Below are 22,191 nucleotides of genomic sequence, written 5' to 3'. Positions count from 1 at the left end.
ACGGTGCCGTACAACAGGTCTAACCTTACGTTATACGGCACCGTATAACGGAGAGAGGAAACCCGTCATGTCATTCGGCTTCGTCGCGTTCCACTACCCCGCCCCCGAGCACCTCGAGGCGTTCGTCAAGGAGTGCCACCAGGTCGCCGAGATGTCGCGGAGCCAGCCGGGCTTCGTGTCCGTCGGGGTCTGGGTCACCCCGGACGGAGACGCCGTCGTCACCACCGGCGAGTTCGAGTCCGAGGAGGCGTTCCAGGCGGCGGCCCGGATCGGCCGCGAGATCGGCGCCACGCCCGACGGCATCAGTGACCTCGAGGTCCGGCCCCGCGAGGTCACCTTCCTGGTGTCGCGGTGACGGGGCGGCCGACATGTCCATGAGGCTCCCCGTCACCGAGCACACCTCGCGGCCGTGGCGCATCCACGAGATCGCCCCGGACTTCCGCATCGAGGACGTGTGGGCCTTCCGCACGCCCGGCGCCGGCCCGGACGACTTCCCCGCGATGCTGGCCGCGCTGCGTGCCCGCACCGCGCCGCAGTACCAGTCCTGGCCGGTCCGGTTCCTGTTCGCGGTCCGGTGGAAGCTCGGCGCGCTGTTCGGCTGGGACGAGCCCGGCGCCGGACTCGGCGGGCGGGTCGGCTCCCTGCTCGACCGCCTGCCCGCCGACCTGCGCCGCTCCCCCGGCGTGAACGACCCCAACATCCCGTTCACACCGCTTTACGCGGTCGCCGAGGAATCCGCCCAGGAACTGGCCAACAAGACCGTCCACACCGTCTGCCACCTGGGCTGGGTGCCCACCGCCGACGGCGAGTACGAGCTGCGCATGGCGGCCCTGGTCAAGCCCAACGGCCTGTTCGGCAGGGCGTACATGGCCCTCATCAAGCCGTTCCGCCACCTCGTCGTCTACCCGGCCATGACCCGCCGATGGGAGCAGGCCTGGCGTGACCGTGCCGAGCTCACGTACGGGCGGGTTCGCTGACGCCGAACCACCGCCGCAGGGCCGCCCGGAGCGCCTCGAGCTCCGCGGGGCAGGGCCGGGGAGACGCGGACGCCCAGGCCACGTAGCAGTCCGGCCGCAGGAGCAGGGCCGTCGGCGCGGGAGCCTCGGCGCGGGCCGTGACGATGTCGACCTGGTCGTGGCCGAGAGCCCGCGCCAGTGAGGCGTCGTCGGTCAGGTCGAGCAGCAGGGGGCGCGCGGTCCTGGTCAGCTCGGCCAGGCGGACCGGTCCGGCGGGGGTGCGCAGGTCCAGGCCCGGGGCGAAGCGGCCGGTCAGCGGATGCGTCTCGCCGCCGCCCAGGTCGTAGCGGACGTCGGCGCCCGCGGTGAGCTCGGCCAGGCGGCGCACGGCGCCGGGGTCGCGGAGCAGTTCGGCGAACACCTCGCGCAGGCCGGTGACGTCGCCGCCGGGGGCGATCAGGGCCGCCTGCGCCTGCGCGTTCAGCACCATGCGGCGGGCGGCCGCGCGCCGCTCCGGCTCGTAGGTGTCCAGCAGTCCGGGCGGGGCGCTCCCCCGGATCTCGGCGGCGAGCTTCCAGCCGAGGTTGACCGCGTCCTGCAGGCCGAGGTTGAGCCCGGGACCGCCCCCGGTGGCGGCGTACACGTGCGCGGCGTCACCGATCAGGAACACCCGGCCGTCGGCGAACCGCTCGGCCACCCTGGTGTTGCCGCCGGTCAGCCGGCGCAGCGCGTGCGGCCCCGGGCCGCCGGGCGGGCCGAGCGGCACCTCGACGCCGAGGACCCGGCGGACGCTCGCCCGCAGCTCCTCCAGGCTCATCGCGGCGGCGGTCGCCGGCTGGTCCCATTCGGTCGTGCTGACCAGCGGCGGGTGGCCGGGCATCGGCGCGTAGGAGAACCCGCCGCGCTCGGTGCGGTGGGGCATGAACGGCGCGACGGCGCCGTAGCCGGGCACGCGCAGCGCGCCGGTCGCGGGATCGACCCAGCCCGCCGGGACCGTCGCGTGCGCCGAGCGCACGGTCATGCGGTCGTAGGTGACGCCGGGGAACCCGATGCCGGCGAGCTTGCGCGTGGCGCTGTGCGCTCCGTCCGCCCCGACCAGGTAGCGGGCCCGCACCTGGTACGTGCCGTCCGGGCCCGCGACGCCGGCGGTGACCGCGTCCCCGTCCTGCGCCAGTCCGGTGAGCTCGTGGCCGCGCCGGATCTCCACGCCGAGCTCGATGGCGCGCTCCTCCAGGACCTGCTCGATGCGCCGCTGCGGCACCGGCAGGGTGTGGACGGGGCTGTGCTCCAGCAGGCTCAGGTCCAGGCCCAGAGCGCCGAACATGAAGTAGGCGGAGTTCGGCCGCGGCGGTTCCGCGCTGCCGCTGAGGGGTTCGCACAGTCCTCGGTGGTCGAGCATGCGGACGACCTGGCCGAGCAGCCCGTTCGCCTTCGGCTCGTCGCTCGGCTGCGGCAGCCGCTCCAGCACGAGCGGCCGGACGCCGCCCAGGCTCAGCTCGCAGGCCAGCATCAGCCCGTTCGGGCCGCCGCCGGCGATGACGACATCGGTGATCAACGTGTGCTCCCGTGGTAGTGGCCGGCGAGGGCGGTGAAGGCGGCCTTGGGCTCCCAGGGCAGGCCGGGGTAGGCGTCCCCGTGGCGGCCGTCGAGGACCTTGACGATGCCGGGGCTGGCGAGGTCGAGGTCGTCACGCGGGTCCCCGCCGGGCCGGTGCGGGAAGTTGCCGAGCGCGAAGAGGAAGACGAAGGCGCTGTCGACACCGGCGGCGTCGAAGATCTCCAGCAGTTCCCGCAGGTAGGCGGCCTGGCCGGGCTCGTCGCGGACGCATGCGCGGTTCAGCCGGATCGGCGCGCCGGTCTCCCGGTCGAACTCGACCACCTCCAGGACGCGGCCGCCGCTGTCGCCCGCGCCCCGGTAGGCGGCGGTGCCGAACTCGGTGATCGCGACCGGCTTCCCCTGCGCGACCAGGGCGCGGACGGCCTCGGCGAACCGGCCGGCGACCTCGGCCGACCGGTAGAGGTCGACGCCCACGAGGTCGAAGGGCGTCCAGTCGACGCGTTCGAGCGGGACGGCGGCGTACGTGATCCGGCCGCCGAACCGCTCACGGACGAGGGCCACGGCCTCGGCGAGGAAGTCGTTGAGCCGCGCGCTGAGCTCGCCGATCCGCTCGGGCAGCCGGTCCCGGTCGGTCAGCAGGGCGAGCCGGTCCTCCTGGGTGCCGCCCGGCAGGAACCCCTTGTTCATCAGGCTCAGCTCGGCGCCGGTGACGAACACGACCTCGGCGCCCTGCCGCCGGATCCGCTCCGCCCGCCCGGCGCAGTCGGCGAACAGCGACAGCGTCTCCTCGGGGGTCAGCTCCAGCGGGTAGGGCGAGAACCAGACCTCCAGCCCGAGTTCGGCGGCGTACGTGGCGGCCAGCTCCAGCCGCTTCGGGTCGCCGCCGATGACGCGGACCGCGGTGCAGTGCAGGTCGTCCCGGATGATGCCCAGCTCGCGCCTGACCACGTCCGGGTCGAAGCGCTCACGGGACAACCCTCCGTTGCGTACGAACCCTGTGTCGTACGTGATGCCCTTGGCTCTCATGGCATGGGTCCTTCCGGTGGGATGGGACGCTCACGCTAGGCCAGAAAAGTGCGTGCACGCAAGTTTGCGCACGCGCATTGAAAGGTGGGATGCTGGGCCCGTGACGACGAGACGGACGGGACTGCGCGAGCAGAAGAAGCAGGCCACCCGGGACGCCCTGCGCACGGCCGCCCTGCGCCTGGCGCTCGAACGCGGGCCGGACAACGTTCGCGTGGACGACATCGCCGAGGCCGCCGGCGTCTCCCCCAGGACGTACAACAACTACTTCTCCAGCCGCGAACAGGCGATCGTCGCCGCCGTCATCGGCGAACGGGAGGCGCGGGTGGCGGCGGCGGTGGCCGCCCGGCCCGCCGGCATCGGGCTCGCCGACGCCGTCATCGAGGCGGTCGTGGACCAGTACACCGCCCCGGACGCCGCCGGCCGGGACGCGCTGCTGCTGATCACCACCCGCCCCGCGCTGCGCGAGGCGTTCGTCGAGGCCACCACCGCGATCGAGCACCCTCTCACCGACGCCATCGCCGCACGCGTCGGCGACGGCGGCGAGCATCAGCACACCGCGCGGGTGCTCGCCGCGAGCGTCGCCGCCGCGGTCCGCGTGGCGCTGGAGCAGTGGCTGAGCGCGACCGTCTCGTCCGTCACGGCCGGCGGGCTGGTCGTGCCGTCCGGGTCGCTCCCGGACCTCCTCCGCGCCGCCCTCGCCCCCCTCGCTCCCGCCCTGGACGCCGCCGACCGCGCCCGAGGCGGTGGGACCCGTGACGCCGCCGACCGCGTCCGAGGCGGTGGGGCCCGTGACGGCGGGCCCGCCGGCCGGGCCTGAGCGGTTACTTCGCGACGGCCTCGCGGACGGCGGGGGCGACCTCCTGGCCCCAGCGGGCCAGCAGGGTGAGGTCGGCGGCGCCGTGGCCGGTGTCGAAGAGCGTGAAGCCGGACGCGCCGTGCTCCAGCACCGCCCCGGTCAGCTCCTCGACCCACTGCGCCACCGAGCCGCCGATCCACCGGCCGTCGCGGTCGCGGGTGGCGGGCAGCGGCCGGTCGGTGATGCGGCCCGGCAGGTTGAACACGGTACGGATCTCGCCCGGGTCCCGGCCTGCCGCTGCCGCCGCCTCGTCGATGACGGGACGCGAGGTCCGGTAGCGCTCGCTGAGCCAGTCGGCCGCGTGGCCGGGGATCCACCCGTCGGCCACCCGCCCGGTGGCGGCCAGCGACTTCGGCCCGACCGAGCCCGTCCACACCGGCGGCGCGGCGACGGGCGCGGGCTCGATACGGCGCACCCGGTAGTGGGTTCCCTCGTAGGTGACCGGAGGGCCGCCGCCGGACAGCAGCTTGACCAGGACGATCGCCTCCTCGAAGGCGTCCACGGCCGCGCCAGGCGACAGCCGGGGCACGCCCATGTCCGTGATGCGGTCCCACAGCCCGCCCGCGCCCATGCCGAGCACGACGCGGCCGCCCGACAGCGCCGACAGCGACGTCACCGTCCGCGCCAGCATCGGAGCGGGCCGGGTCGGCAGGTTGGTCACGTTGGCGAATCCCGCGATGCGCTCGGTGCGGCCCAGCAGGAAGCCGAGCGCGGCGTAGGCGTCGAGGCGCCCGCCGAGGTACGGGTGGTCGGAAAGGGTGAAGATGTCGAGCCCGTCGCGGTCGGCCTGCTGGGCCATGCGCAACAGCTCCGGCACGTCGTCGATGCCGGAATGCGCGCCGAAGCCGAAGACGACGTCATGTGCGGACATGGGTTCTGCCTTTCCCTCAGGCCGCGCCCAAAAAGGATTGCGGTTCGTGCCACGAACCATATTAGTTCGTGGCACGAACCGCAAATTCCGGCTTTCGTCTCAGCGCACCTGATCGGGCTCCAGGAAGACGGTCGGCACCTGGTTGTCGGTCACCACGCGGCCCAGCAGAGCGGCCAGCGTGTCACGCTCGGCGGCGGTGAACCCGGCCGTCAGCTCCTCGACGCGGCGGCAGGTCTCGGCGTAGAACTCGTCGGCCAGCCTGGCGCCGCGCCGGGTGAGAGCCACCCGCACCGCCCGGGAGTCGTCGGGGTCGGGCCTGCGCTCCACCAGGCCGTTGCGCTCGGTCCGGTCGACCAGGCCGGTGAGGCTCGACTTGGCCAGGCCGAGCACCCCGCCCAGCTCGGTCATGCCATAAGGCTGCGCCATCAGCACGCACAGCAACTGACCCTGCTGCTGGGTGATGCCGTATTCGCGGGCCGACTCCACGTACACGACATTGACCAGGAACGTGGACCGCACCAGCGCGGCCACCGTCCCTATCTCGCCGGCGACATTCTCGTTCATCGGCCAAGCGTAACAAATTCGCGCCGCGAACTACCCGGCGGCCTAGCATCGGGCGCGTGGAAGCGATGGGTGAAGAGACGCTGGAGGCCGTGTTCGAGGAGCAGCGGCCCAGGCTGTTCGGCCTGGCCTACCGGTTGCTCGGCTCGGCGGCCGAGGCCGAGGACCTGGTCCAGGAGACGTTCCTGCGCTGGCGTCAGGCCGGCCGGGCCGACGTGCCGGCCGCCTGGCTGACCAGGGTGATCACGAACCTGTGCCTGAACGAGCTCGCCTCCGCGCGGCGGCGGCGGGAGAGCTACGCGGGGCCGTGGCTGCCCGAGCCCGTGCTCACCGGCGACGGCGCGCTCGGGCCGCTGGAGACCGTCGAGCAGCGCGAGTCGGTGTCGCTGGGCCTGCTCGTCCTGCTGGAACGGCTGAGCCCGGCCGAGCGGGCCGTGTTCGTGCTGCGCGAGGCGTTCGGGCACAGCCACGCCGAGATCGCCGCCATGCTCGGACTCGGCGAGGCGCACTCCCGCCAGCTCCACCGCCGCGCGCGCGAGCACGTCGGCGCGGCGCGCAAGCGCTTCGCCGCCGACCGCGACCAGCACCGCCGCATCGTCGAGAGGTTCCTGGCCGCGACCCTGGACGGCGACGTGGCGGGCCTGGAACGGCTGCTGGCCGCCGACGTCGTCGCCTGGGCGGACGGCGGCGGCTCGACCGCGGCGCGGCGGCCGGTGCGCGGGCGCCTCAGGGTGCTGCGCTACCTGGGCGGGCTCAGCCTCCGTCCCGAGGCGGCGGCGGTGACGGCCGTGATCGCCGAGGTCAACGGCGAGTACGCGGCGCTGCTGCGGCACGACGGCGAGCTGCGCGCGGTCATGGCCGTGGAGGTCGCCGGCGAGCGCGTCACCGCGGTGCGGACGATGGTGAACCCGGACAAGCTGGCATTCGCCGCCGCCCAGCTCGTGTGAGCACGCTCACAGCGCGACGCTGTCACGAATCGCCCGGCTCGCCGGTTCAGGTGGGGACTTCGAACGGGAGGAACCATGACAGGACACATCGTCGTACTGGGCGGGGGCTACGCCGGGCTGGGCGCGGCCAAGCGGGCGGCCCGGCGGCTGCGCGGCGCCGGGGCCCGGGTGACGCTGGTGAACGCGGCCGACCGGTTCGTGGAGCGGGTGCGGCTGCACCAGCTCGCCGCCGGGCAGCGGCTGCCCGACCTGCCCCTGCGCGGCCTGCTCGACGGCGCCGGGGTGGAGCTCGCGGTGGCCACGGTGACGGGGATCGACCTCGCCGCCCGGGTCGTCCGGCTCGACGCGGCCCCGTACGAGCTGGGCTACGACGTGCTGGTCTACGCGCTCGGCAGCGGCGCCGACCTCGGCGCGGTGCAAGGGCTGGCCGAGCACGCGTACACGGTCGCCACCGAGCGCGAGGCGGCCCGGCTGCGGTCCCGCCTCACGGCGGCGCGGTCGGTCGCCGTGGTGGGCGGCGGGCTGACCGGGATCGAGGCCGCGGCCGAGTTCAAGGCGGCCCGCCCGGGACTGGAGGTCCGGCTGGTGTCCGGCGGCCCGATCGGGGCCGGGCTGTCCCCGCGGGCCCGCCGCCACCTGCGCCGGGCCTTCGACCGGCTGGACGTCACCGTGCGCGAGCACGCCCCCGTCGCCGAGGTCGGCCCCGGCGGGCTGCTCCTGCGCGACGGCGGCGAGGTGCCCGCCGACACGGTGGTGTGGGCGGCCGGGTTCCGCGTCCCGGAGCTCGCGGCGGCCTGCGGGCTGGCCACGGACGAGCACGGCCGCATGCTGGTCGACGCGACCCTGCGCTCGCTCTCGCATCCGGAGGTGCTCGGCGCCGGCGACGCCGCCGCCGTGCGCGGCTCGCGCATGTCGTGCCAGACCGGCCTGCCACTCGGCCTCCAGGCAGGCGACGCGGCGGCCGCGCTGCTCACCGGCCGCGCCCCGCGACCGGCGCGGATCCGGTACGTGTGGCAGAACATCAGCCTGGGCCGCCACGACGGCGTCACCCAGTTCACCCGCGCCGACGACAGCCCGAGCGGGCCCGTCCTGACCGGGCGGCCCTCCGCGCTCTTCAAGGAGGTCATCACCCGCGGCACCGTCTGGCGGATGCGGCACCCCCACCTGTCGCCCTGACGAGGGCCGATGGCGCGATCTGTGGGGTGCGTGTCGTTGACGCCATCGGGGTGCGGGCTGGACCGTGGAAGAGTGCAAGCACACCGCATCGCCTTCGTGATCTACGAGGGTTTCCAGTCGCTCGACCTGGTCGGGCCGCACGAGGTGTTCCAGCTCGCCGGAGGCTACGACTGCGCGATCGTCGCCCCCGTCCCCGGGCCGGTCCGCGCCGAGCACGGCCTGCCGGTGCACGCCTCCCACGGCGTCGCCGACCTCCCGCCCACCGGCTTCGACACGCTGGTCGTCGCGGGCGGCGGGGGCGTCTACGAGGCCAGGAACGACCCGGCGCTGACCGGCTGGATCGCCGCCGCGGCCGGCGGCGCCCGGCGGGTCGCCTCGGTGTGCAGCGGGGCGTTCCTGCTGGCCGAGGCCGGGCTGCTGGCCGGTCGCCGCGCCACCACCCACTGGGCCAGGGCCGAGCGGCTGGCCCGCGAACACCCGGAGGTCACCGTCGACCCCGATCCGATCTTCGTCCGTGACGGGCCCGTCTGGACGTCGGCCGGGGTGACCGCCGGGATGGACCTGGCGCTGGCGCTGGTGGAGGAGGACCACGGGCAGCGGGCCGCGCTGGAGGTGGCCCGCCACCTCGTGCTGTTCCTGCGCAGGCCGGGCAACCAGTCCCAGTTCAGCGTGGGGCTGTGGTCCGCGCAGCCCTCCTCCGACCCGGTACGCCGGGCCGTGGCGGCCATCCACGCCGACCCCGGCGCCCGCCACGACATCACGGACCTGGCCGCGCACGCCGGGCTCAGCCCCCGCCACCTGCAACGCCGCTTCACCGCCGAGCTCGGCCTGCCGCCCGGCGCCTACGTCGAGCGGGTCCGGGTGGAGGCGGCGCAGCGGGCCCTGGAGGACGGCGGCGACCCCGTCGACGTCATCGCCCGCCGCTACGGCTTCGGCACCGCCGAGACCCTGCGGCGCAGCTTCCACCGCCGCCTGGGCGTCGCGCCCTCCGACTACCGAGACCGTTTCCGATCCACCACGGGAGGACATCCGTGACCACGTACGGACTGCTGATCTTCGACGACGTCGAGGAGCTCGACTTCGCCGGGCCCTGGGAGGTGTTCACCACCTCCGCCATCCTGCGCGCCGACGCCGACCTCGCGGTGCTCGTCGCCGAACGGCCCGGCCCGGTCCGGGCCAGCAAGGGCCTGCGGGTGCTGCCCGACTGCACCCTGGACGACAACCCGCCGCTGGACGTCCTGCTCGTGCCGGGCGGGCGCGGCGCCCGCGAGGTCCAGCCGCACAACCCGGCCGTCACCGGCTGGATCGCCAAGACCGCCGAGCAGGCCACCTGGGTGGCCAGCGTGTGCACCGGGGCCTTCCTGCTCCACGCCGCCGGACCGGCGCGCGGGCGCCGGGTGGCCACCCACTGGGCCTACGAGGACGCCCTGGAGGCGCGCGGGGACGTCACCGTCGTCCGCGACGCCCGCTATGTCGTGGACGGCAACGTGATCTCCACCCAGGGCGTCTCCGCCGGGATCGACAGCGCGCTGTGGCTCGTCGGCCGGCTGCACGGCCGCGACCACGCGCGCGCCGTCCGCCGCGAGATCCAGTACGACCCCGCCCCGCCGTATCTGGCCGACGAGCCGCTCTAGGCGGGCGGGTAGGCCGTCGAGACGAGGCGGGCCAGGAAGGCGTCCAGGTCGTCGAGGCCGTAGGCGGCCAGGACGTCGGGCGGCTGGGTGAGCAGGTAGGTCAGCGCGCTGTTGATCGCCAGCGTCACCGTGGCCGCGCCGTGCCGGGTGGCCGGGAGCCCGGCGGCCCGCTGGGCGCCCAGGTGCAGGTCGAGGTCGGCGCGGGTGAGGCGGGCCAGGGTCTCGCGCACCTGGGCGTTGCGCGCGGCCTCGGCGTGCAGTTCGAGGTAGGCCAGGATGCGGGAGCGGTTGTCCGTGAGCGCCCGGTCGATCATGCGGCGCAGCAGCGCGAGCAGTCCGTCCACGTCGTGGACCTCGGCCTGCTGGAGGTCGCTCCAGTAGCGCTCCACGCACCGCTCGGCGGCGGCCCGCAGCAGGCTGTCGCGGGTCGGGAAGTAGTTCTTGGCCGTGCCCTCCGGCAGCCCGGCGACCCGGTCCAGCGCGCGGTGGGTCAGCCCGCGCCCGCCCTCCCCGGCCAGCACCTCGATGGCCGCGTCGCGCAGCCGGTCGCGCCGGTCCCTGTTCTCCACCATGACGGCCCATTCTCCCGCTCGACACAACCACCACAAACGTGGTACCACATTTGGGGTGATGAGAATGAGGAAAGCCGCCGTCGTGGGAGCCGGGGTCGGCGGGCTGACGGCCGCCATCGCCCTGCGCCGCATCGGCTGGGACGTCTCGATCTTCGAACGCTGGCCGCGCATCGTCGCCGAGGGCACGGCTCTCGGCATCCGGCCCGACGCCCAGGCCGCCCTGGCGAGCCTCGGCCTGGGCGAACGGCTGCGCGAGCGCACCGTCCCCTACCGGCACGCCCGCATCCGCACCCCCGACGGCCGGCACCTGGCCGACCTGCCGCTGGAGCGCATCGAACGGCGCGGCGGAGCGCCCGTCCGCATGCTGTCGCGCGTGTCGCTGATCGAGATGCTGGTCGAGGAGGTGGACCCGGCGACGATCAGCACCGGCGTGGAGATCACCGACCCCGCCGCGCTGCGCGACTCCCACGACCTGGTGATCGGCGCCGACGGCGTGCGCAGCGCGGTGCGCCAGGCGTTCTTCGCCGCCCCCACCCGGCCCCGCTACGCCGGCATCGTCGCCTGGCGCGGCGTCGTCCACGGCTTCGAGCCGCAGGACTACGGCGAGACCTGGGGGCGCGGGCAGATGTTCGGCATGACGCCGCAGTCCCCCGGCGTCACCAACTGGTACGCGCCCGTACGGACCCCGAAGGGGGTGCGCGAGACCCTCGGCGACCTGCGCGCCCGCTTCGCCGGCTGGCACGACCCGATCCCGCGCGTGCTCGCCGCCGCCGAGGAGGACGCCGTGCTGCGGCACGAGGTCCACGACCTCGCCCCGCCGCTGGCCTCGTACGTGACCGGCAACGTGGCCCTGCTGGGCGACGCCGCCCACGCCATGACCCCCGCGCTCGGGCAGGGCGCCTGCCAGGCGCTGCTCGACGCGGCCGGGCTCGCCGCCTGCCTGCGCGACCACCCCGGCGACGTGCCCGGGGCGCTGCGGCTGTACGACGCCAGGCGGCGTCCGGCGGCCGAGCGGATGGTCACCGCCTCGCGCTGGATGACGCGCCTGGCCGGAGCGGGCCGCCTGGCCGGGCCGCGCAACGCCCTCATGCGCCTGGGGAGGCGGTGAACCCGGTTCGCGAAGAATGCCAGGATGGGGCGCATGGGCGCGGGGGAACTGCACGGGAGAAAGCCCGAAGAGGACACGATCGCCGAGCTGCTGGCGGCGGCCCGGGGCGGCGCCAGCTCGGCGCTGGTGCTGCGCGGCGAGGCCGGCATCGGCAAGACGGCGCTGCTCGACCACGCCGCCGCCACCGCGGGCGACCTGCGGGTGGTGCGCGGTACGGGGGTCGAGTTCGAGGCGGAGCTGCCGTTCTCGGGCCTGCAACTGCTGCTGCGCCCGGCGCTCGGATCACTCGGCGCGCTGCCCGGCCCGCAGCGCGCGGCCCTGGAGGGGGCGTTCGGGCTCGGGCCCGCGACGGGCTCCGAGCCGATGCTGGTGGGGCTGGCCGCGCTCTCCCTGCTGGCCGAGCACGCGGGTGAGACGGGGCTGCTGTGCCTCGTCGACGACGCGCAGTGGCTCGACCGGGCGTCACGGGACGCGCTCCTGTTCGCCGCCCGGCGCCTGCACGCCGAGGGCATCGTCATGATCTTCGCGGCGCGGGACGGCGAAGGCTCCTTCCCCGCCCCAGGCCTGCCCGAGCTGCGCCTGTCCGGGCTGGCCCCGGAGGCCGCGGCGGCCCTGCTCGACCGGCATCCGCTCGCGCCCGCTGTCCGCTTCCGGCTGCTCGCCGAGGCGGGCGGCAACCCGCTGGCGCTGCTGGAGCTGCCGATCGCGCTGGCCGCCGAGGGCGGCAGCGCGTTCGCGCCGGGCGCGCTGCCCCTCACCGGCCGCCTGCAACTGGCCTTCCACGGCCAGGTCAGCCGGATGCCCGCGGCCTGCCAGAGCCTGCTCCTGGTGGCGGCGGCCGACGAGACCGGCGAGCTGGCCGTGATCCTGCGCGCCGCCGCCGAGCTGGGCGCCACGGTCGAGGACCTGTCCCCCGCCGAACGGGCCGGCCTGGTGGTGCGCGGCGACGCCGACGGCACCGTGATCCGCTTCCGCCATCCGCTGATCCGCGCCGCCGTCCACCAGCGCGCGCCGCTCGGTGAACGCCTCGCCGCGCACCGCGCGCTCGCCGCCGCGCTCGGCTCGCCCGAGCACGCCGACCGCCGCGCCTGGCACCTGGCGGCGGCCGCCACCGGCGCCGACGAGGAGGCCGCCGCCGCGCTCGAACGCACCGCCGCCCGCGCCCGCGAGCGCAGCGGCCACGAGGCGGCCGCCGCCGCGTACGAGCGGGCCGCCCGGCTGAGCGCCGACCCCTCCGCCAAGGCCCGCCGCGAGGCGCTGGCCGCGGAGGCGGCGCTGGAGGCCGGCGACATGGACCGCGCCCGCGCCTTCGGCGACCGCGCGACCGGGCCGGACAGGCCACCGGCGGTACGGGCGCGGATGGCGCAGGTGCGCGCGCTCGCCGACTTCTGGCAGGGCGCCTACCCGGCCGCCCACCGGCTGCTGCTCGACGGCGCCGGCCTCGTCCGCGACACCGACCCCGGCCAGGCCGCCACGCTGCTCGTCCAGGCCGTGCACACCGCCTGGTACCTGGGCGAACAGCAGCTCGCCGGCACGCTGGACCGGCTGGCCGCGCTGCCGCTGGACGACGCGGACCCGCTCGCGCCCGTGGGCCCGTACCTGGTCCATCTGGACCCGTCGGGCCGGGACGGCGGGCCGCCGCCGCTGGCCGGCACGCTCGCCGCGATCCGGCGCCGGGGCGAGGTCCCCGGCCAGGTGCTGATGATCCTCTGCGGCGCGGCGCTCGTGCTGGGCCAGGACTCCGACGCCTACGAGCTGGCCACCGCCCTCGCCGCCGAGCAGCGGGACCGGGGCGGCGCCGGGCGGCTGCCCACGGTGCTGTTCTTCGTGGCCGAGGGCGAGGTGTTCACCGGACGGCACCGCGACGCGCTCGCCACGGCCGCCGAGGCCCTCCGGCTCGCCCGCGACACCGGTCAGCAGCAGTGGGTCAGCCAGTTCAGCAGCGTGCTCGCCTACCTCGCCGCCGCCGAGGGCGACGAGGCGGCCTGCCGGAGCCACGCCGAGGCGGGGCTGGCCGGAGCCACCGCCGGGGCCGTCTCCCCCGGCGCGCCCTGGGCGCACTGGTCGCTCGGCCTGCTCGACCTGGGTCTGGGCCGCGCCGAGGCGGCGCTGGCCCGCTTCGAGCGCCTGACCCGCGAGCCGATGCGCCACCACATCTGCGCCACCCGCTCCACCCCCGACCTCGTGGAGTCCGCCGTACGGGTGGGCGCGCCCGAACGCGCCGCCGAGCCGCTGGCCCGCTTCGAACGGTGGGCCGAGACGGTCCGGCAGCCGTGGGCCGACGCGCTCGTCCTGCGCTGCCGCGCCCTGCTCGCCGACGACGACCGGGCCGAGGCGCTCTACACGGCGGCACTCGAACGCCACGACCAGGACGGCCGCGCGCTGGAGTACGCCAGGACCGCGCTGCTCCACGGCGAGTGGCTGCGCCGGGCCAAGAGGAAGGCCGAGGCGCGCGGATCGCTGAGCGACGCCCTGGAGGTCTTCGACCGGCTCGGCATGCGGCCGTGGGCCGCCCGCGCCCGCGCCGAGCTGACCGCCACCGGCGCCCAGGCCGCCGAGCAGGCCGAAGGCGCGGCCTCCGCGCTCACCCCGCAGGAGCTGCAGATCGCCCGGCTGGCCGCGCGGGGCCTGTCGAACCGCGACATCGCCGCCCAGCTCTTCCTCAGCCACCGGACGGTCGGCTACCACCTGTACAAGGCCTACCCGAAGCTCGGCATCGCCTCCCGCGGCGAGCTGAAAGATCTGGACCTGTGAGATCGTGGACCTCATGGAGGTACAACCCGGGCAGGTGCTCCCCGTGGACGTCGAGACGGTCCCGCCGTACGAGCTGGCCCCCGGCGTGGTCGTGCGGACGCTTCCCGGCATGCCGGGCATCCGGACGTGGGTGATCGACCTCGCCCCCGGGGCCGAATGGCCTGACGTGGACGTCCACGAGACGTACGGCGAGGCGTACTTCGTCGTCAGCGGCGAGCTCATCGAGGGCGAGCGCACCCACGGCCCCGGCACGTACGTCGCCTTCGGGCCGCGCACCAGCCACCGGCCCCGCACCGAGACCGGCGTGCGCGCCTTCGGCTTCAACTACGACGAGCGCCCCGGCTCCTAGCGGCCCGCGCGTTCAGGCGATCAGGAGACGCAGGCCGAGTTCGGCCGCGTCGAGGCCGAGGAGCTCCCGGTTGCGTTCGGCCCAGCGGCCGGAGGCGAGGTCGTCGCGCAGGGCGCGCACCGTGCGCCGCTCGGCCTCCGGCCCGACCCTGGACCAGACCGACATCCCGCGACGGACCCGCTCGTCCAGGTACGCCTCCGGCCGCCGCCAGTAGGCCTCGAAGAAGCCGTCGGCGCAGTCCCACGGGATCGGCACCGGCTCCGTGCGGGCGCCGATCGCGGCGGCCAGCTCGGTGATCGCCGGGCGGCCGGTGAGCAGGCCGGCGACTTCCGGCAGGTAGTCGCGCGTGAGCCAGAACCGCCGCAGCCAGCCGGCCTCGCTGGTGTCGTGCGTGAACACGACCACGCGCCGGGCCACCCGCCGCATCTCGCGCAGCCCGGCGATCGGGTCCGGCCAGTGGTGGACGGAGGAGACGGTCATCGCGGCGTCGAAGGACCGGTCGCCGAACGGCAGGCTCTCCGCCGCCCCGGCCAGGCACGGCGCCGCGTCGGGGGCGCGCTGCGACCGCATGAGCGCCGACGGCTCCACCGCGACGACCCGGCGGTCGCGGGGCTCGTACGAGCCGGTGCCCGCCCCGACGTTGAGCACGGTCCTGGCGTCGCCGAGCGCTGCCAGGATGCGCTCGGCGACGCGGGGGTCGGTGCGCCGCGTCGCGGTGTAGGCGGCTCCGATGGTGTCGTACAACTGCGTGCCGGACATCAGCCCTGCCTCTCCCCGATGGTCCCGCCATTGCACCACAGCGGGGGCGAACCGCGGAGCCCCCGGTTGACCTTGACACGGTGACAAGGGCTTCGCTGGGCGGCATGACCGCGATCTACAAGTCCGAGGCGGGTGGGCGCGAGCTCCGGGAGCGCTATCTGCGGGAGCTGGCGGCGTGGCCGGTGCCCGCCGAGCACGTACGGGTGCCGACGCGCGAGGGTGAGACGTTCGTGCTGGTGTCCGGCCCCCGGGACGCGCCGCCGCTGGTGCTGTTGCACGGCTCGGGCGCGAACGCGTCGATGTGGCGCGGGGACGTCGCCACCTGGTCCCGGCACTTCCGCGTGTACGCCGTCGACCTCGTCGGCGAGCCGGGGCTGAGCGCGCCGTCACGCCCCGCGCTGGGCTCCGGGGCCGTGGCCGCCTGGCTGGACGACGTGCTGGACGGCCTCGGGCTCACCGGCGCCGCGTTCGCGGGCACGTCACTCGGCGGCTGGACGGCCTGTCGCGGCGTGGCGGGGTGCGCGAGTCGGCGATGGCGGTCGCCGGGCTGGACGCGGAGCGGGACCGGGAGGCGCTCGACTCGGTCGTCCTGACGTTCACGCACTTCAACCCGCGCAGGGAGCGGCTGCCGGTGTTCCCCGACGAGGCGCTGCGCGGCCTCGCCATGCCGGTCCTCGTGATCGCCGGGGACCGTGACGCGATGTTCGACTCCCGGGGGACCGTCCGGCGGATCCGCTGGTGCGTCCCTCGGGCGAGCGTGAAGCTGCTTCCCGGCGTCGGTCACGCGATCTTCGGCCAGGCGGCGACGATCACCGGGTTCCTGGCCGGGGATCGCCGGCCGGCGTAGGCGGGACGGCCGTGGCGATGCAGTCGAGGACCCGCCTGAGCCCGTAGCGGAACTGATCGTCGCGGCTCAGGTGCGGCTGGCGCGCCTCCGTCACGATCTTCGTGAAGATCGGGTACTGCCCGCTCTTCACGAGCTGGTCGATGTACGGGTAGCTGCGCGCCATCCACTCCGACTCGGTGAGCCCGCTGAGGCGGAACTCCCTGGCCGAGCTGATCTCCTCCCGGACGGCGCCCTCGACGTAGCTGTTCAGCAGGCCCACGAGGCTGAGGTTCTCGTCGATGGGGACGAAGGGGTCGAGCACCCCCATCAGCCGTTCGATCAGGAGCAGCTGGTTGGGCCCGAAGCTGGGCAGCGACCGCTGCACGGCGGCGATCCACGGGTGGCGCAGCCACATGGCCCGCAGCTCGTCGGCGTAGCGGGTCAGGTCGGCCCGCCAGTCGCCGGAGGGCAGGCCGGTGACGTCGATCTCGCCCATCAGCCGGTCGGCCATGAGCTCGATCAGGTTGTCGCGGCTCGGGACGTAGCGGTAGAGGGACATCGCCCCGGCGCCGATCTCGGCGGCGATCCGCCGCATGGTGGCGGCCTCCAGCCCTTCGGCGTCGGCGATGCGGACGGCCGCCTCGGTGATCTGGGCGCGGCTGTAGGCCGGCTTCGGCCCCCGGGCGGGGCGCTCGGGCCGCATCCAGATGTTCACGTACTCGGTGTCCGCCACCGTCACACCTCCTTGTTGCGTACATAGTACCCAGTGGCTTAGCCTGGCCGACATAACCGCGTACAACGTACCCAGTGGAGGTGTCCGTGTCTGATCCCATCGTGGTCGCCGAAGGGCTGCGCAAGTCCTTCGGCGACACCCACGCCCTGCGGGGCCTGGACCTGAGCGTCCCGAGAGGAACGGTCTGCGGCCTGCTGGGGCCCAACGGCGCCGGGAAGACCACGGCGGTGCGCATCCTGGCGACCCTGTCCGCCCCCGACGCCGGGCACGCCCGCATCGCCGGCCACGACGTCGTCCGCGATGCCGCCCAGGTGCGCGAGCGGATCGGGCTCGCGGGCCAGTACGCCGCCGTGGACGAGAAGCTCACCGGCCGGGGCAACCTGCGCATGTTCGGGCGGCTCTACCACCTGCCACGGCGCCAGGCGCACCGCCGGGCCGACGAGCTGCTGGAGCGCTTCGGCCTGACGGAAGCCGCAGACCGGCCGGTCGGCGGCTACTCCGGCGGCATGCGGCGCCGTCTCGACCTGATCACCTGCCTCATCCTCCGCCCCGACGTGCTCTTCCTGGACGAGCCGACCACCGGCCTGGACCCGCGCAGCCGCGGCGAGATCTGGGACAGCGTCCGCGAACTGGTGGCCGACGGCACCACGGTGCTGCTCACCACCCAGTACCTGGACGAGGCCGACCGGCTGGCCGACGACATCGCCGTCATCGACCACGGGAAAGTGGTCGCCACCGGCACCCCGGACGAGCTGAAGGCCACGATCGGGGACCGCCTCGACGTCGTCCTCGAAGACCCCGCCACGCGGCCCGCGGCGGCGGCCGTCCTGAACACCCTGGCCGGCGCCGAGCCCGCGACGGCCGACGCCGACCGGCTCAGCGTCGCCCTGCCCGCCACCGGCCTCCGGCTCGCCGACATCGTGCGCGACCTCGACCGCGCCGGGGTCGCCGTCGCCGACGTGAGCCTGCGCCGCCCCACCCTCGACGAGGTGTTCCTGCGCCTCACCGACCGCAAGGAGTCCGTCCGATGACCGCGATCCCCGTGCCGCTGGACCGCCTGCGCTGGACGCTCACCGACGGCCTCACCCTCGTCGGCCGCGAGCTGAGCCGGTTACGGCAGGAACCCGGGCAGATCGTCGCCGCGCTGCTCTTCCCGGTCGTCATGGTGGTGCTGTTCGGCTACGTCTTCGGCAGCGCCATCCAGGTGCCGGGCGGCGGCGACTACCGCGCGTACCTCATGCCGGGCCTGTTCGCGATGGTGACCTTCACCGCCGTGCAGGGGGTTATGGGGCGGATGGCCGCCGACGCCTCCCGGGGCGTGATGGACCGCTTCCGCTCCATGCCGATGGCCCGGCTGGCGGTGCCGTTCGGCCACAGCGGGGCCGACTCCCTGATCGGTGTGCCGCTGCTGGGCGTCATGGTGGTCACGGGCCTGCTGGTGGGCTGGCGGCCGCAGCAGGGCCTGCTCCCCGCCGCCGAGGCGTTCGCGCTCGTCGTGCTCCTGCGCTACGCGCTGGGCTGGGTGGGCGTCTACCTGGGCCTGGCGGTGAAGGACGAGCAGGTCGCCGAGGCGATGGTGCCGCTGGGGCTGCCGTTCACGATGCTGTCGAACGCGTTCGTCCCGACGGACGGCATGCCCGCCTGGCTGCGGTTCGTCGCCGAGTGGAACCCGGTGAGCGCGCTCACCGCCGCCATCCGCCGGCTGTCCGGCAGCCCGGGAGTCCCGGCCGGGGACGCGGCCTGGCCGCTCGCGCATCCGGTGGCCGCCGTCCTGCTCTGGTCGGCCGCGCTGCTGTTGATCTTCGTCCCGCTGTCGCTGCGCGCCTACGCGCGCAAAGGACGCTGAGCGCGTCATGGAGGAGATCGTGGTCACCGAGAAGGACCGTGACGCGGCCGTCCGGCGCCTGCGGGACGCGTACGCCGACGGCCACGTCACGCACGAGGAGATGGACGGCCTCCTGCACCGGCTGCTCACCGCCGGGACGCGCGGCGAGCTCCGGGCGGCGCTGGCCACGCTCCCGGAGGAGGACCCGGGCACCACGGCCGAGATCGCCGCGGCCGCCGGGCGGATCCGGCGGCGCGGCCCCTGGCAGGTGCCCCGCACGCTCAAGGTCCAGTCCGCGCTCGGCCACGTGCGGCTCGACCTGTCCCGCGCGATCATCGAGCATCCGGTCGTCGACATCGAGGTGCGGCTCGGCACCGGCCGGGCCACCATCACCGTGCCGCGTGACGCGATCGTCGACGTCGAAGAGCTGGCCACGGGCTGGAAGGCCCCGCTCTACCGGCCCCGGCGGCGCTCCGGCGGCGCCGCCGGGCCGACGATCCGCATCACCGGGGCCATGGGGCTGGGCCGGCTGAGGATCCGCCACGCCCGCCGCTGACGCCTCCGGTCAGGCGCCGGGCTTGACGAACTCCTCGATCAGCACCGGATACTGCTCCCCGCCGCGCCCGGCGGCGATCGCGCGGTCGGCCAGCGCCTTGATCAGCTTGGGCAGCTCGGCGTTGACCCCGACCGCCTCGCTCTCCTCGACCAGGTGCGCCATCGCCCGCACGTCGGTCTCCAGGGCCGACACGTCGGCCGGGTAGGAGCCCGCGTCGACCTGCTCGGCGTATCCGGGCAGCCAGCCGGCCACCTCCTCGGCGATCATCCGCGTGAACGGCGTGAACGTCGCGGCGTCCACGCCGGCCGTCCTGAGCAGCGCCACGCCCTGGAGCCAGCCGTTCAGCACGCTCCACATCATGGCCAGCCCGGCCACGTCGTACAGCGAGGCAAGCCCGTGGTCCTCGCCCAGGTAGGTGAGGGTGCCGAGCGCTTCGAGGACCGGCCGGTGCGTCTCGAAGTCCTGGTGCGGCCCGCTGTGCAGGATCACCGCCCCGGCGGTCCCGATGGACGGCGGGATGGCCATGACGGCGCCGTCGAGGTAGCGGGCGCCGCGCTCCCCGGCCCACCGGGCGGTCTCCCTGGCCTGGGCCGAGTCGCCCGACGTCAGGTTGACCAGCGTGGCGCCGTCCAGGTCGGCCGTGGCCAGCAGCTCGCGCACGGCCTGGTAGTCGGTGAGACAGATGATCGTCAGCGGGCTCGCCTTGATCGCGTCGGCGGCCGTGGGAGCCGGTCGCGCCCCCTCGGCGACCAGCTCGCCGGCCTTGGCCGCCGTGCGGTTCCACACGGTGGTGGGGTGTCCGGCCCTGAGGAACGCCCCGGCCAGCGCCCGGCCCATCAGCCCGAGCCCGAGAACGGTAACGGAAGAGGTGGTTTCGTTGTTCATGCCAGCATCGTCAACGTTGATACCGGTATGAAGGTCAAGTGAGGGTGCGATGCGGATCGGGGAACTGAGTCGCCGGACGGGCGTCAACGCCCACCAGCTGCGCTACTACGAGGCCCAGGGCCTGCTGGAGGCCGAGCGCGGGTCCAACGGCTACCGCGAGTACGACGAGGACGCCGTGCTGCGGGTGAAGCAGATCCGCCACCTGCTCGGGGCCGGGCTGTCGTCGGAGGACATCGCCTACCTGCTGCCGTGCGCGGCCGGGGAGGAGCCTGAGCTGCTGGGCTGTCCCGAGCTGCTGGACGCCATGCGGACGCGGATGCGGCGGCTGGAGGACCAGATGGACCGCCTCGCCCAGTCGCGCGACGCCCTGGCCCGCTACATCGTCGCGGCCGAGCGCACGAGCGCCGACAGCTACCCGCCCTTCCACGGCGCGGGCCTGGCCGTCACGGGAGTCGGATGAGACGCCGCTCGACGGCGGCGGTGACGGCGGCCGTGCGCGTGTCGACACCGAGCTTGCCGTAGATGTGCACCAGGTGGGTCTTGACCGTCGCCTCGGTGATGAACAGCCGCCTGGCGATCTCCCGGTTGCCCGCCCCGCTGGCCAGCAGCTCCAGGATCTCCACCTCACGGCCGCTGAGCGCGGGCGCGGGCTCGCGCATCCGCCGCAGCATCCGCGTCGCCACCTTGGCCGACAGCACCGTCTCGCCCCGCGCCGCGGCCCGGATGCCCTGGAACAGCTCCTCCGGCGGGCAGGCCTTGAGCAGGTAGCCGGTGGCCCCGGCGTCGACGGCCCGCATGATGTCGGCGTCGGTCTCGTACGTGGTCAGGACCAGGACCTGCGGCGGCGGGGACAGCTCGCGGACCCGCCGGGTGACCTCGACGCCGTCGATGCCGTCGCCGAGCTGCAGGTCCATGAGCACGACGTCCGGCCGCGCGGCGGCGATGCCGCGCAGCGCCTCGGCCCCGCCCTCGGCCTCGCCGACGATCTCCATGTCGTCCTCGCCGGACAGCAGCGCCACCAGCCCCGCCCGTACCACGGGATGGTCGTCCACCAGGAACAGCCTCATCTCTCCCCGATCCTGCCGGGCACCCGGGCGGCGACCGCCGTCCCCTCGCCGGGCGCGCTCTCGACGGTCAGCACGCCGCCCACCTCCGCCAGCCGGTCGCGCATCGCCCGCAGCCCGAAGCCCCGGCCGGGGGCCGGGACCGGCTCGGCGAACCCGGTCCCGTCGTCGAAGACGTCCAGCGTCACCTCGCCGTCGAGGTAGGACAGGGTCACGGTGGCGGTGCGGGCGCCGGAGTGGTCGCGGACGTTGGCGAGCGCGCCCTGGGCGACCCGCAGCAGCGCCGCCTGCACGTCGGGCTCCAGCGGGTACGGCTCGCCCTCCAGCCGGAAGCGGACCCGGGCCGCGCCCGCCTCGCTCTCGCCGAGGCGGGCCAGCGCCTCGGGCAGCGTCACGTCGACCAGGCCCGGCGGCTGGAGGTCGCGGACGAACCGGCGGGCCTCGTCGAGGTTCTGCTCGGCCGCCGCGGCGGCCCGCCGGACGTGGGCGCGGGCCCGGCCGGGGTCGGCCGTCCACATCCGGTCGGCCGCCTGCAGCAGCAGGCCCATGCTGGTCAGCCCCTGGGCGAGCGTGTCGTGGATCTCCCTGGCCAGGCGCTCTCGCTCCTCCAGGACGCCGGTGCGGTGCCGCGAGTCGGCCAGCGTGCCGCGCGTGCGGATCAGGTCGTCGATGAGGAGCTGCCGGGCGGCGCTCTCCCGCTGGAGCTCCCAGAAGATCACCGCGGTCATCGTGGCGATGCCGATCGGCGCGAGGATGAGGCTGGGGTCGATCTCCCGGGCGATCTTGAGCTGGGCCGCGATGACGATCAGCGTGAGCGTCGCGGCGGCCACGGCGAACCCGCGCGCGCTCAGCAGCCGCAGGCACACGAACAGCAGCGGGACCGCGCACCAGCTGAACGACGGCGCGAGCACCACCAGCGCCAGCCAGATCACGGCCACGCAGCCGAGCCACACCAGCCGGCCGCGCCCGAGCCGGCCCCAGAACACGATCCCCACCGCGTACGCCACCGCGAGGACGGCGCAGACGACCAGGGCGGCGACGGTCTGCGCGACCAGCCCGTGCCGCGACACCAGCCGCAGCGCGGAGGCCACGAGCAGCAGGTAGAACCCCACGTGCATGGCCCAGTTGAGCCACGTGCGCTCCCTCATCACCCCTCCCCGTCCGCTCATCTTCCGA

Annotated in this window: 26 protein-coding genes; 16 read left to right on the top strand and 10 right to left on the bottom strand. The window is 74.9% G+C overall.

The features are described 5' to 3' along the window. The first annotated feature begins 67 nt into the window (after positions 1-67). Together AB0J53_RS34435 and AB0J53_RS34430 are read left to right on the top strand one after the other, a co-directional pair. Positions 68-355 (top strand): antibiotic biosynthesis monooxygenase family protein, encoded by a 288-nt coding sequence (locus AB0J53_RS34435; RefSeq protein WP_219507604.1) that lies wholly within the window; start codon positions 68-70, stop codon positions 353-355. Positions 356-368: 13 nt separating this feature from the next. Continuing rightward, positions 369-977 (top strand): DUF2867 domain-containing protein, encoded by a 609-nt coding sequence (locus AB0J53_RS34430; protein ID WP_364180087.1) that lies wholly within the window; start codon positions 369-371, stop codon positions 975-977. Here the strand turns inward: AB0J53_RS34430 and AB0J53_RS34425 are convergent. Continuing rightward, on the bottom strand, positions 955-2,511 hold the full coding sequence (locus AB0J53_RS34425; protein ID WP_364180085.1) for an FAD-dependent monooxygenase: 1,557 nt from the start codon (positions 2,509-2,511) through the stop codon (positions 955-957). The genes AB0J53_RS34430 and AB0J53_RS34425 overlap by 23 nt on opposite strands. Further along, a complete protein-coding gene (locus tag AB0J53_RS34420) occupies positions 2,508-3,539 on the bottom strand; it encodes a hypothetical protein (RefSeq protein ID WP_364180083.1) in 1,032 nt (343 codons plus the stop codon). The genes AB0J53_RS34425 and AB0J53_RS34420 overlap by 4 nt, the downstream gene beginning before the upstream one ends. A 100-nt stretch (positions 3,540-3,639) precedes the next feature. Between AB0J53_RS34420 and AB0J53_RS34415 the strand changes: the two genes are divergently transcribed. Then, positions 3,640-4,356 carry a TetR/AcrR family transcriptional regulator gene (locus AB0J53_RS34415; RefSeq protein ID WP_364180081.1) on the top strand — a complete coding sequence of 239 codons (717 nt, stop codon included), beginning with the start codon at positions 3,640-3,642 and terminating at the stop codon, positions 4,354-4,356. A 4-nt stretch (positions 4,357-4,360) separates the two neighbouring features. Here AB0J53_RS34415 and AB0J53_RS34410 read toward each other — a convergent pair whose 3' ends face one another. Both AB0J53_RS34410 and AB0J53_RS34405 read right to left on the bottom strand, forming a co-directional pair. Next, positions 4,361-5,266, bottom strand: coding sequence for an LLM class flavin-dependent oxidoreductase (locus tag AB0J53_RS34410; RefSeq protein WP_364180079.1), 906 nt, complete (start codon positions 5,264-5,266; stop codon positions 4,361-4,363). A 99-nt stretch (positions 5,267-5,365) separates the two neighbouring features. Then, on the bottom strand, positions 5,366-5,830 hold the full coding sequence (locus tag AB0J53_RS34405; RefSeq protein ID WP_364180077.1) for a MarR family transcriptional regulator: 465 nt from the start codon (positions 5,828-5,830) through the stop codon (positions 5,366-5,368). Positions 5,831-5,895: 65 nt separating this feature from the next. Here AB0J53_RS34405 and sigJ point away from each other — a divergent pair, with 65 nt between their 5' ends. The 4 genes from sigJ to AB0J53_RS34385 all read left to right on the top strand — a co-directional run bounded on the left by sigJ (position 5,896) and on the right by AB0J53_RS34385 (position 9,584). Then, positions 5,896-6,774: an RNA polymerase sigma factor SigJ gene (gene sigJ, locus AB0J53_RS34400; protein ID WP_364180214.1), complete on the top strand. Its 879-nt coding sequence runs from the start codon at positions 5,896-5,898 to the stop codon at positions 6,772-6,774. A gap of 75 nt (positions 6,775-6,849) precedes the next feature. Next, on the top strand, positions 6,850-7,950 hold the full coding sequence (locus AB0J53_RS34395) for an FAD-dependent oxidoreductase (RefSeq protein ID WP_364180075.1): 1,101 nt from the start codon (positions 6,850-6,852) through the stop codon (positions 7,948-7,950). Between the two features lie 72 nt (positions 7,951-8,022). Beyond that, a complete protein-coding gene (locus tag AB0J53_RS34390; RefSeq protein WP_364180073.1) occupies positions 8,023-8,985 on the top strand; it encodes a GlxA family transcriptional regulator in 963 nt (320 codons plus the stop codon). Further along, positions 8,982-9,584: a DJ-1/PfpI family protein gene (locus AB0J53_RS34385; RefSeq protein ID WP_364180071.1), complete on the top strand. Its 603-nt coding sequence runs from the start codon at positions 8,982-8,984 to the stop codon at positions 9,582-9,584. The genes AB0J53_RS34390 and AB0J53_RS34385 overlap by 4 nt, the downstream gene beginning before the upstream one ends. Here AB0J53_RS34385 and AB0J53_RS34380 read toward each other — a convergent pair. After that, positions 9,581-10,156, bottom strand: a complete 576-nt coding sequence (locus tag AB0J53_RS34380; RefSeq protein ID WP_364180069.1) for a TetR/AcrR family transcriptional regulator — start codon at positions 10,154-10,156, stop codon at positions 9,581-9,583. The genes AB0J53_RS34385 and AB0J53_RS34380 overlap by 4 nt on opposite strands. A gap of 58 nt (positions 10,157-10,214) precedes the next feature. Here AB0J53_RS34380 and AB0J53_RS34375 point away from each other — a divergent pair, with 58 nt between their 5' ends. The 3 genes from AB0J53_RS34375 to AB0J53_RS34365 are packed head-to-tail and all read left to right on the top strand — an operon-like array spanning position 10,215 to position 14,367. Further along, on the top strand, positions 10,215-11,264 hold the full coding sequence (locus tag AB0J53_RS34375) for an FAD-dependent monooxygenase (protein ID WP_364180067.1): 1,050 nt from the start codon (positions 10,215-10,217) through the stop codon (positions 11,262-11,264). A gap of 33 nt (positions 11,265-11,297) precedes the next feature. Beyond that, positions 11,298-14,018, top strand: coding sequence for an AAA family ATPase (locus tag AB0J53_RS34370; RefSeq protein ID WP_364180065.1), 2,721 nt, complete (start codon positions 11,298-11,300; stop codon positions 14,016-14,018). Between the two features lie 13 nt (positions 14,019-14,031). Continuing rightward, positions 14,032-14,367, top strand: coding sequence for a cupin domain-containing protein (locus AB0J53_RS34365; RefSeq protein WP_364180063.1), 336 nt, complete (start codon positions 14,032-14,034; stop codon positions 14,365-14,367). Between the two features lie 12 nt (positions 14,368-14,379). On the opposite strand, the gene AB0J53_RS34360 is transcribed toward AB0J53_RS34365, so the two are convergent. After that, positions 14,380-15,126, bottom strand: a complete 747-nt coding sequence (locus AB0J53_RS34360; protein ID WP_364180062.1) for a class I SAM-dependent methyltransferase — start codon at positions 15,124-15,126, stop codon at positions 14,380-14,382. Between the two features lie 80 nt (positions 15,127-15,206). Here AB0J53_RS34360 and AB0J53_RS34355 point away from each other — a divergent pair, with 80 nt between their 5' ends. Further along, positions 15,207-15,719 carry an alpha/beta fold hydrolase gene (locus AB0J53_RS34355; protein WP_364180060.1) on the top strand — a complete coding sequence of 171 codons (513 nt, stop codon included), beginning with the start codon at positions 15,207-15,209 and terminating at the stop codon, positions 15,717-15,719. Beyond that, on the top strand, positions 15,659-15,973 hold the full coding sequence (locus AB0J53_RS34350; protein WP_364180058.1) for a hypothetical protein: 315 nt from the start codon (positions 15,659-15,661) through the stop codon (positions 15,971-15,973). The genes AB0J53_RS34355 and AB0J53_RS34350 overlap by 61 nt, the downstream gene beginning before the upstream one ends. Here AB0J53_RS34350 and AB0J53_RS34345 read toward each other — a convergent pair. After that, positions 15,936-16,685, bottom strand: a complete 750-nt coding sequence (locus AB0J53_RS34345) for a TetR/AcrR family transcriptional regulator (protein WP_364180056.1) — start codon at positions 16,683-16,685, stop codon at positions 15,936-15,938. The genes AB0J53_RS34350 and AB0J53_RS34345 overlap by 38 nt on opposite strands. 86 nt (positions 16,686-16,771) lie before the next feature. Between AB0J53_RS34345 and AB0J53_RS34340 the strand changes: the two genes are divergently transcribed. The 3 genes from AB0J53_RS34340 to AB0J53_RS34330 are packed head-to-tail and all read left to right on the top strand — an operon-like array spanning position 16,772 to position 19,066. Continuing rightward, positions 16,772-17,716: an ATP-binding cassette domain-containing protein gene (locus AB0J53_RS34340; protein ID WP_364180054.1), complete on the top strand. Its 945-nt coding sequence runs from the start codon at positions 16,772-16,774 to the stop codon at positions 17,714-17,716. After that, positions 17,713-18,531 carry an ABC transporter permease gene (locus AB0J53_RS34335; RefSeq protein ID WP_364180052.1) on the top strand — a complete coding sequence of 273 codons (819 nt, stop codon included), beginning with the start codon at positions 17,713-17,715 and terminating at the stop codon, positions 18,529-18,531. Before AB0J53_RS34340 ends, AB0J53_RS34335 begins: the two co-directional genes overlap by 4 nt. Positions 18,532-18,538: 7 nt before the next feature. Further along, positions 18,539-19,066 (top strand): DUF1707 domain-containing protein, encoded by a 528-nt coding sequence (locus tag AB0J53_RS34330; RefSeq protein ID WP_364180050.1) that lies wholly within the window; start codon positions 18,539-18,541, stop codon positions 19,064-19,066. 9 nt (positions 19,067-19,075) lie between these two features. On the opposite strand, the gene AB0J53_RS34325 is transcribed toward AB0J53_RS34330, so the two are convergent. Further along, complete coding sequence (locus AB0J53_RS34325; protein ID WP_364180048.1) at positions 19,076-19,951, bottom strand: NAD(P)-binding domain-containing protein; 876 nt, start codon at positions 19,949-19,951, stop codon at positions 19,076-19,078. 49 nt (positions 19,952-20,000) lie between these two features. On the opposite strand from AB0J53_RS34325, the gene AB0J53_RS34320 reads away from it, so the two are divergent. Beyond that, entirely contained in the window at positions 20,001-20,411 is a 411-nt protein-coding gene (locus tag AB0J53_RS34320) for a MerR family transcriptional regulator (protein ID WP_364180046.1), read from the top strand. Here AB0J53_RS34320 and AB0J53_RS34315 read toward each other — a convergent pair. Further along, positions 20,395-21,018, bottom strand: coding sequence for a response regulator transcription factor (locus AB0J53_RS34315; protein WP_364180044.1), 624 nt, complete (start codon positions 21,016-21,018; stop codon positions 20,395-20,397). The two genes, AB0J53_RS34320 and AB0J53_RS34315, sit on opposite strands and share 17 nt — an antisense overlap. After that, positions 21,015-22,163: a sensor histidine kinase gene (locus tag AB0J53_RS34310; RefSeq protein ID WP_364180042.1), complete on the bottom strand. Its 1,149-nt coding sequence runs from the start codon at positions 22,161-22,163 to the stop codon at positions 21,015-21,017. The genes AB0J53_RS34315 and AB0J53_RS34310 overlap by 4 nt, the downstream gene beginning before the upstream one ends. Between the last annotated feature and the right edge of the window lie 28 nt (positions 22,164-22,191).

The sequence above is a fragment of the Nonomuraea sp. NPDC049725 genome, from assembly GCF_040674795.1.
Lineage (GTDB): Bacteria > Actinomycetota > Actinomycetes > Streptosporangiales > Streptosporangiaceae > Nonomuraea > Nonomuraea ceibae.
This window is presented reverse-complemented; position numbering and strand designations above follow the sequence as displayed.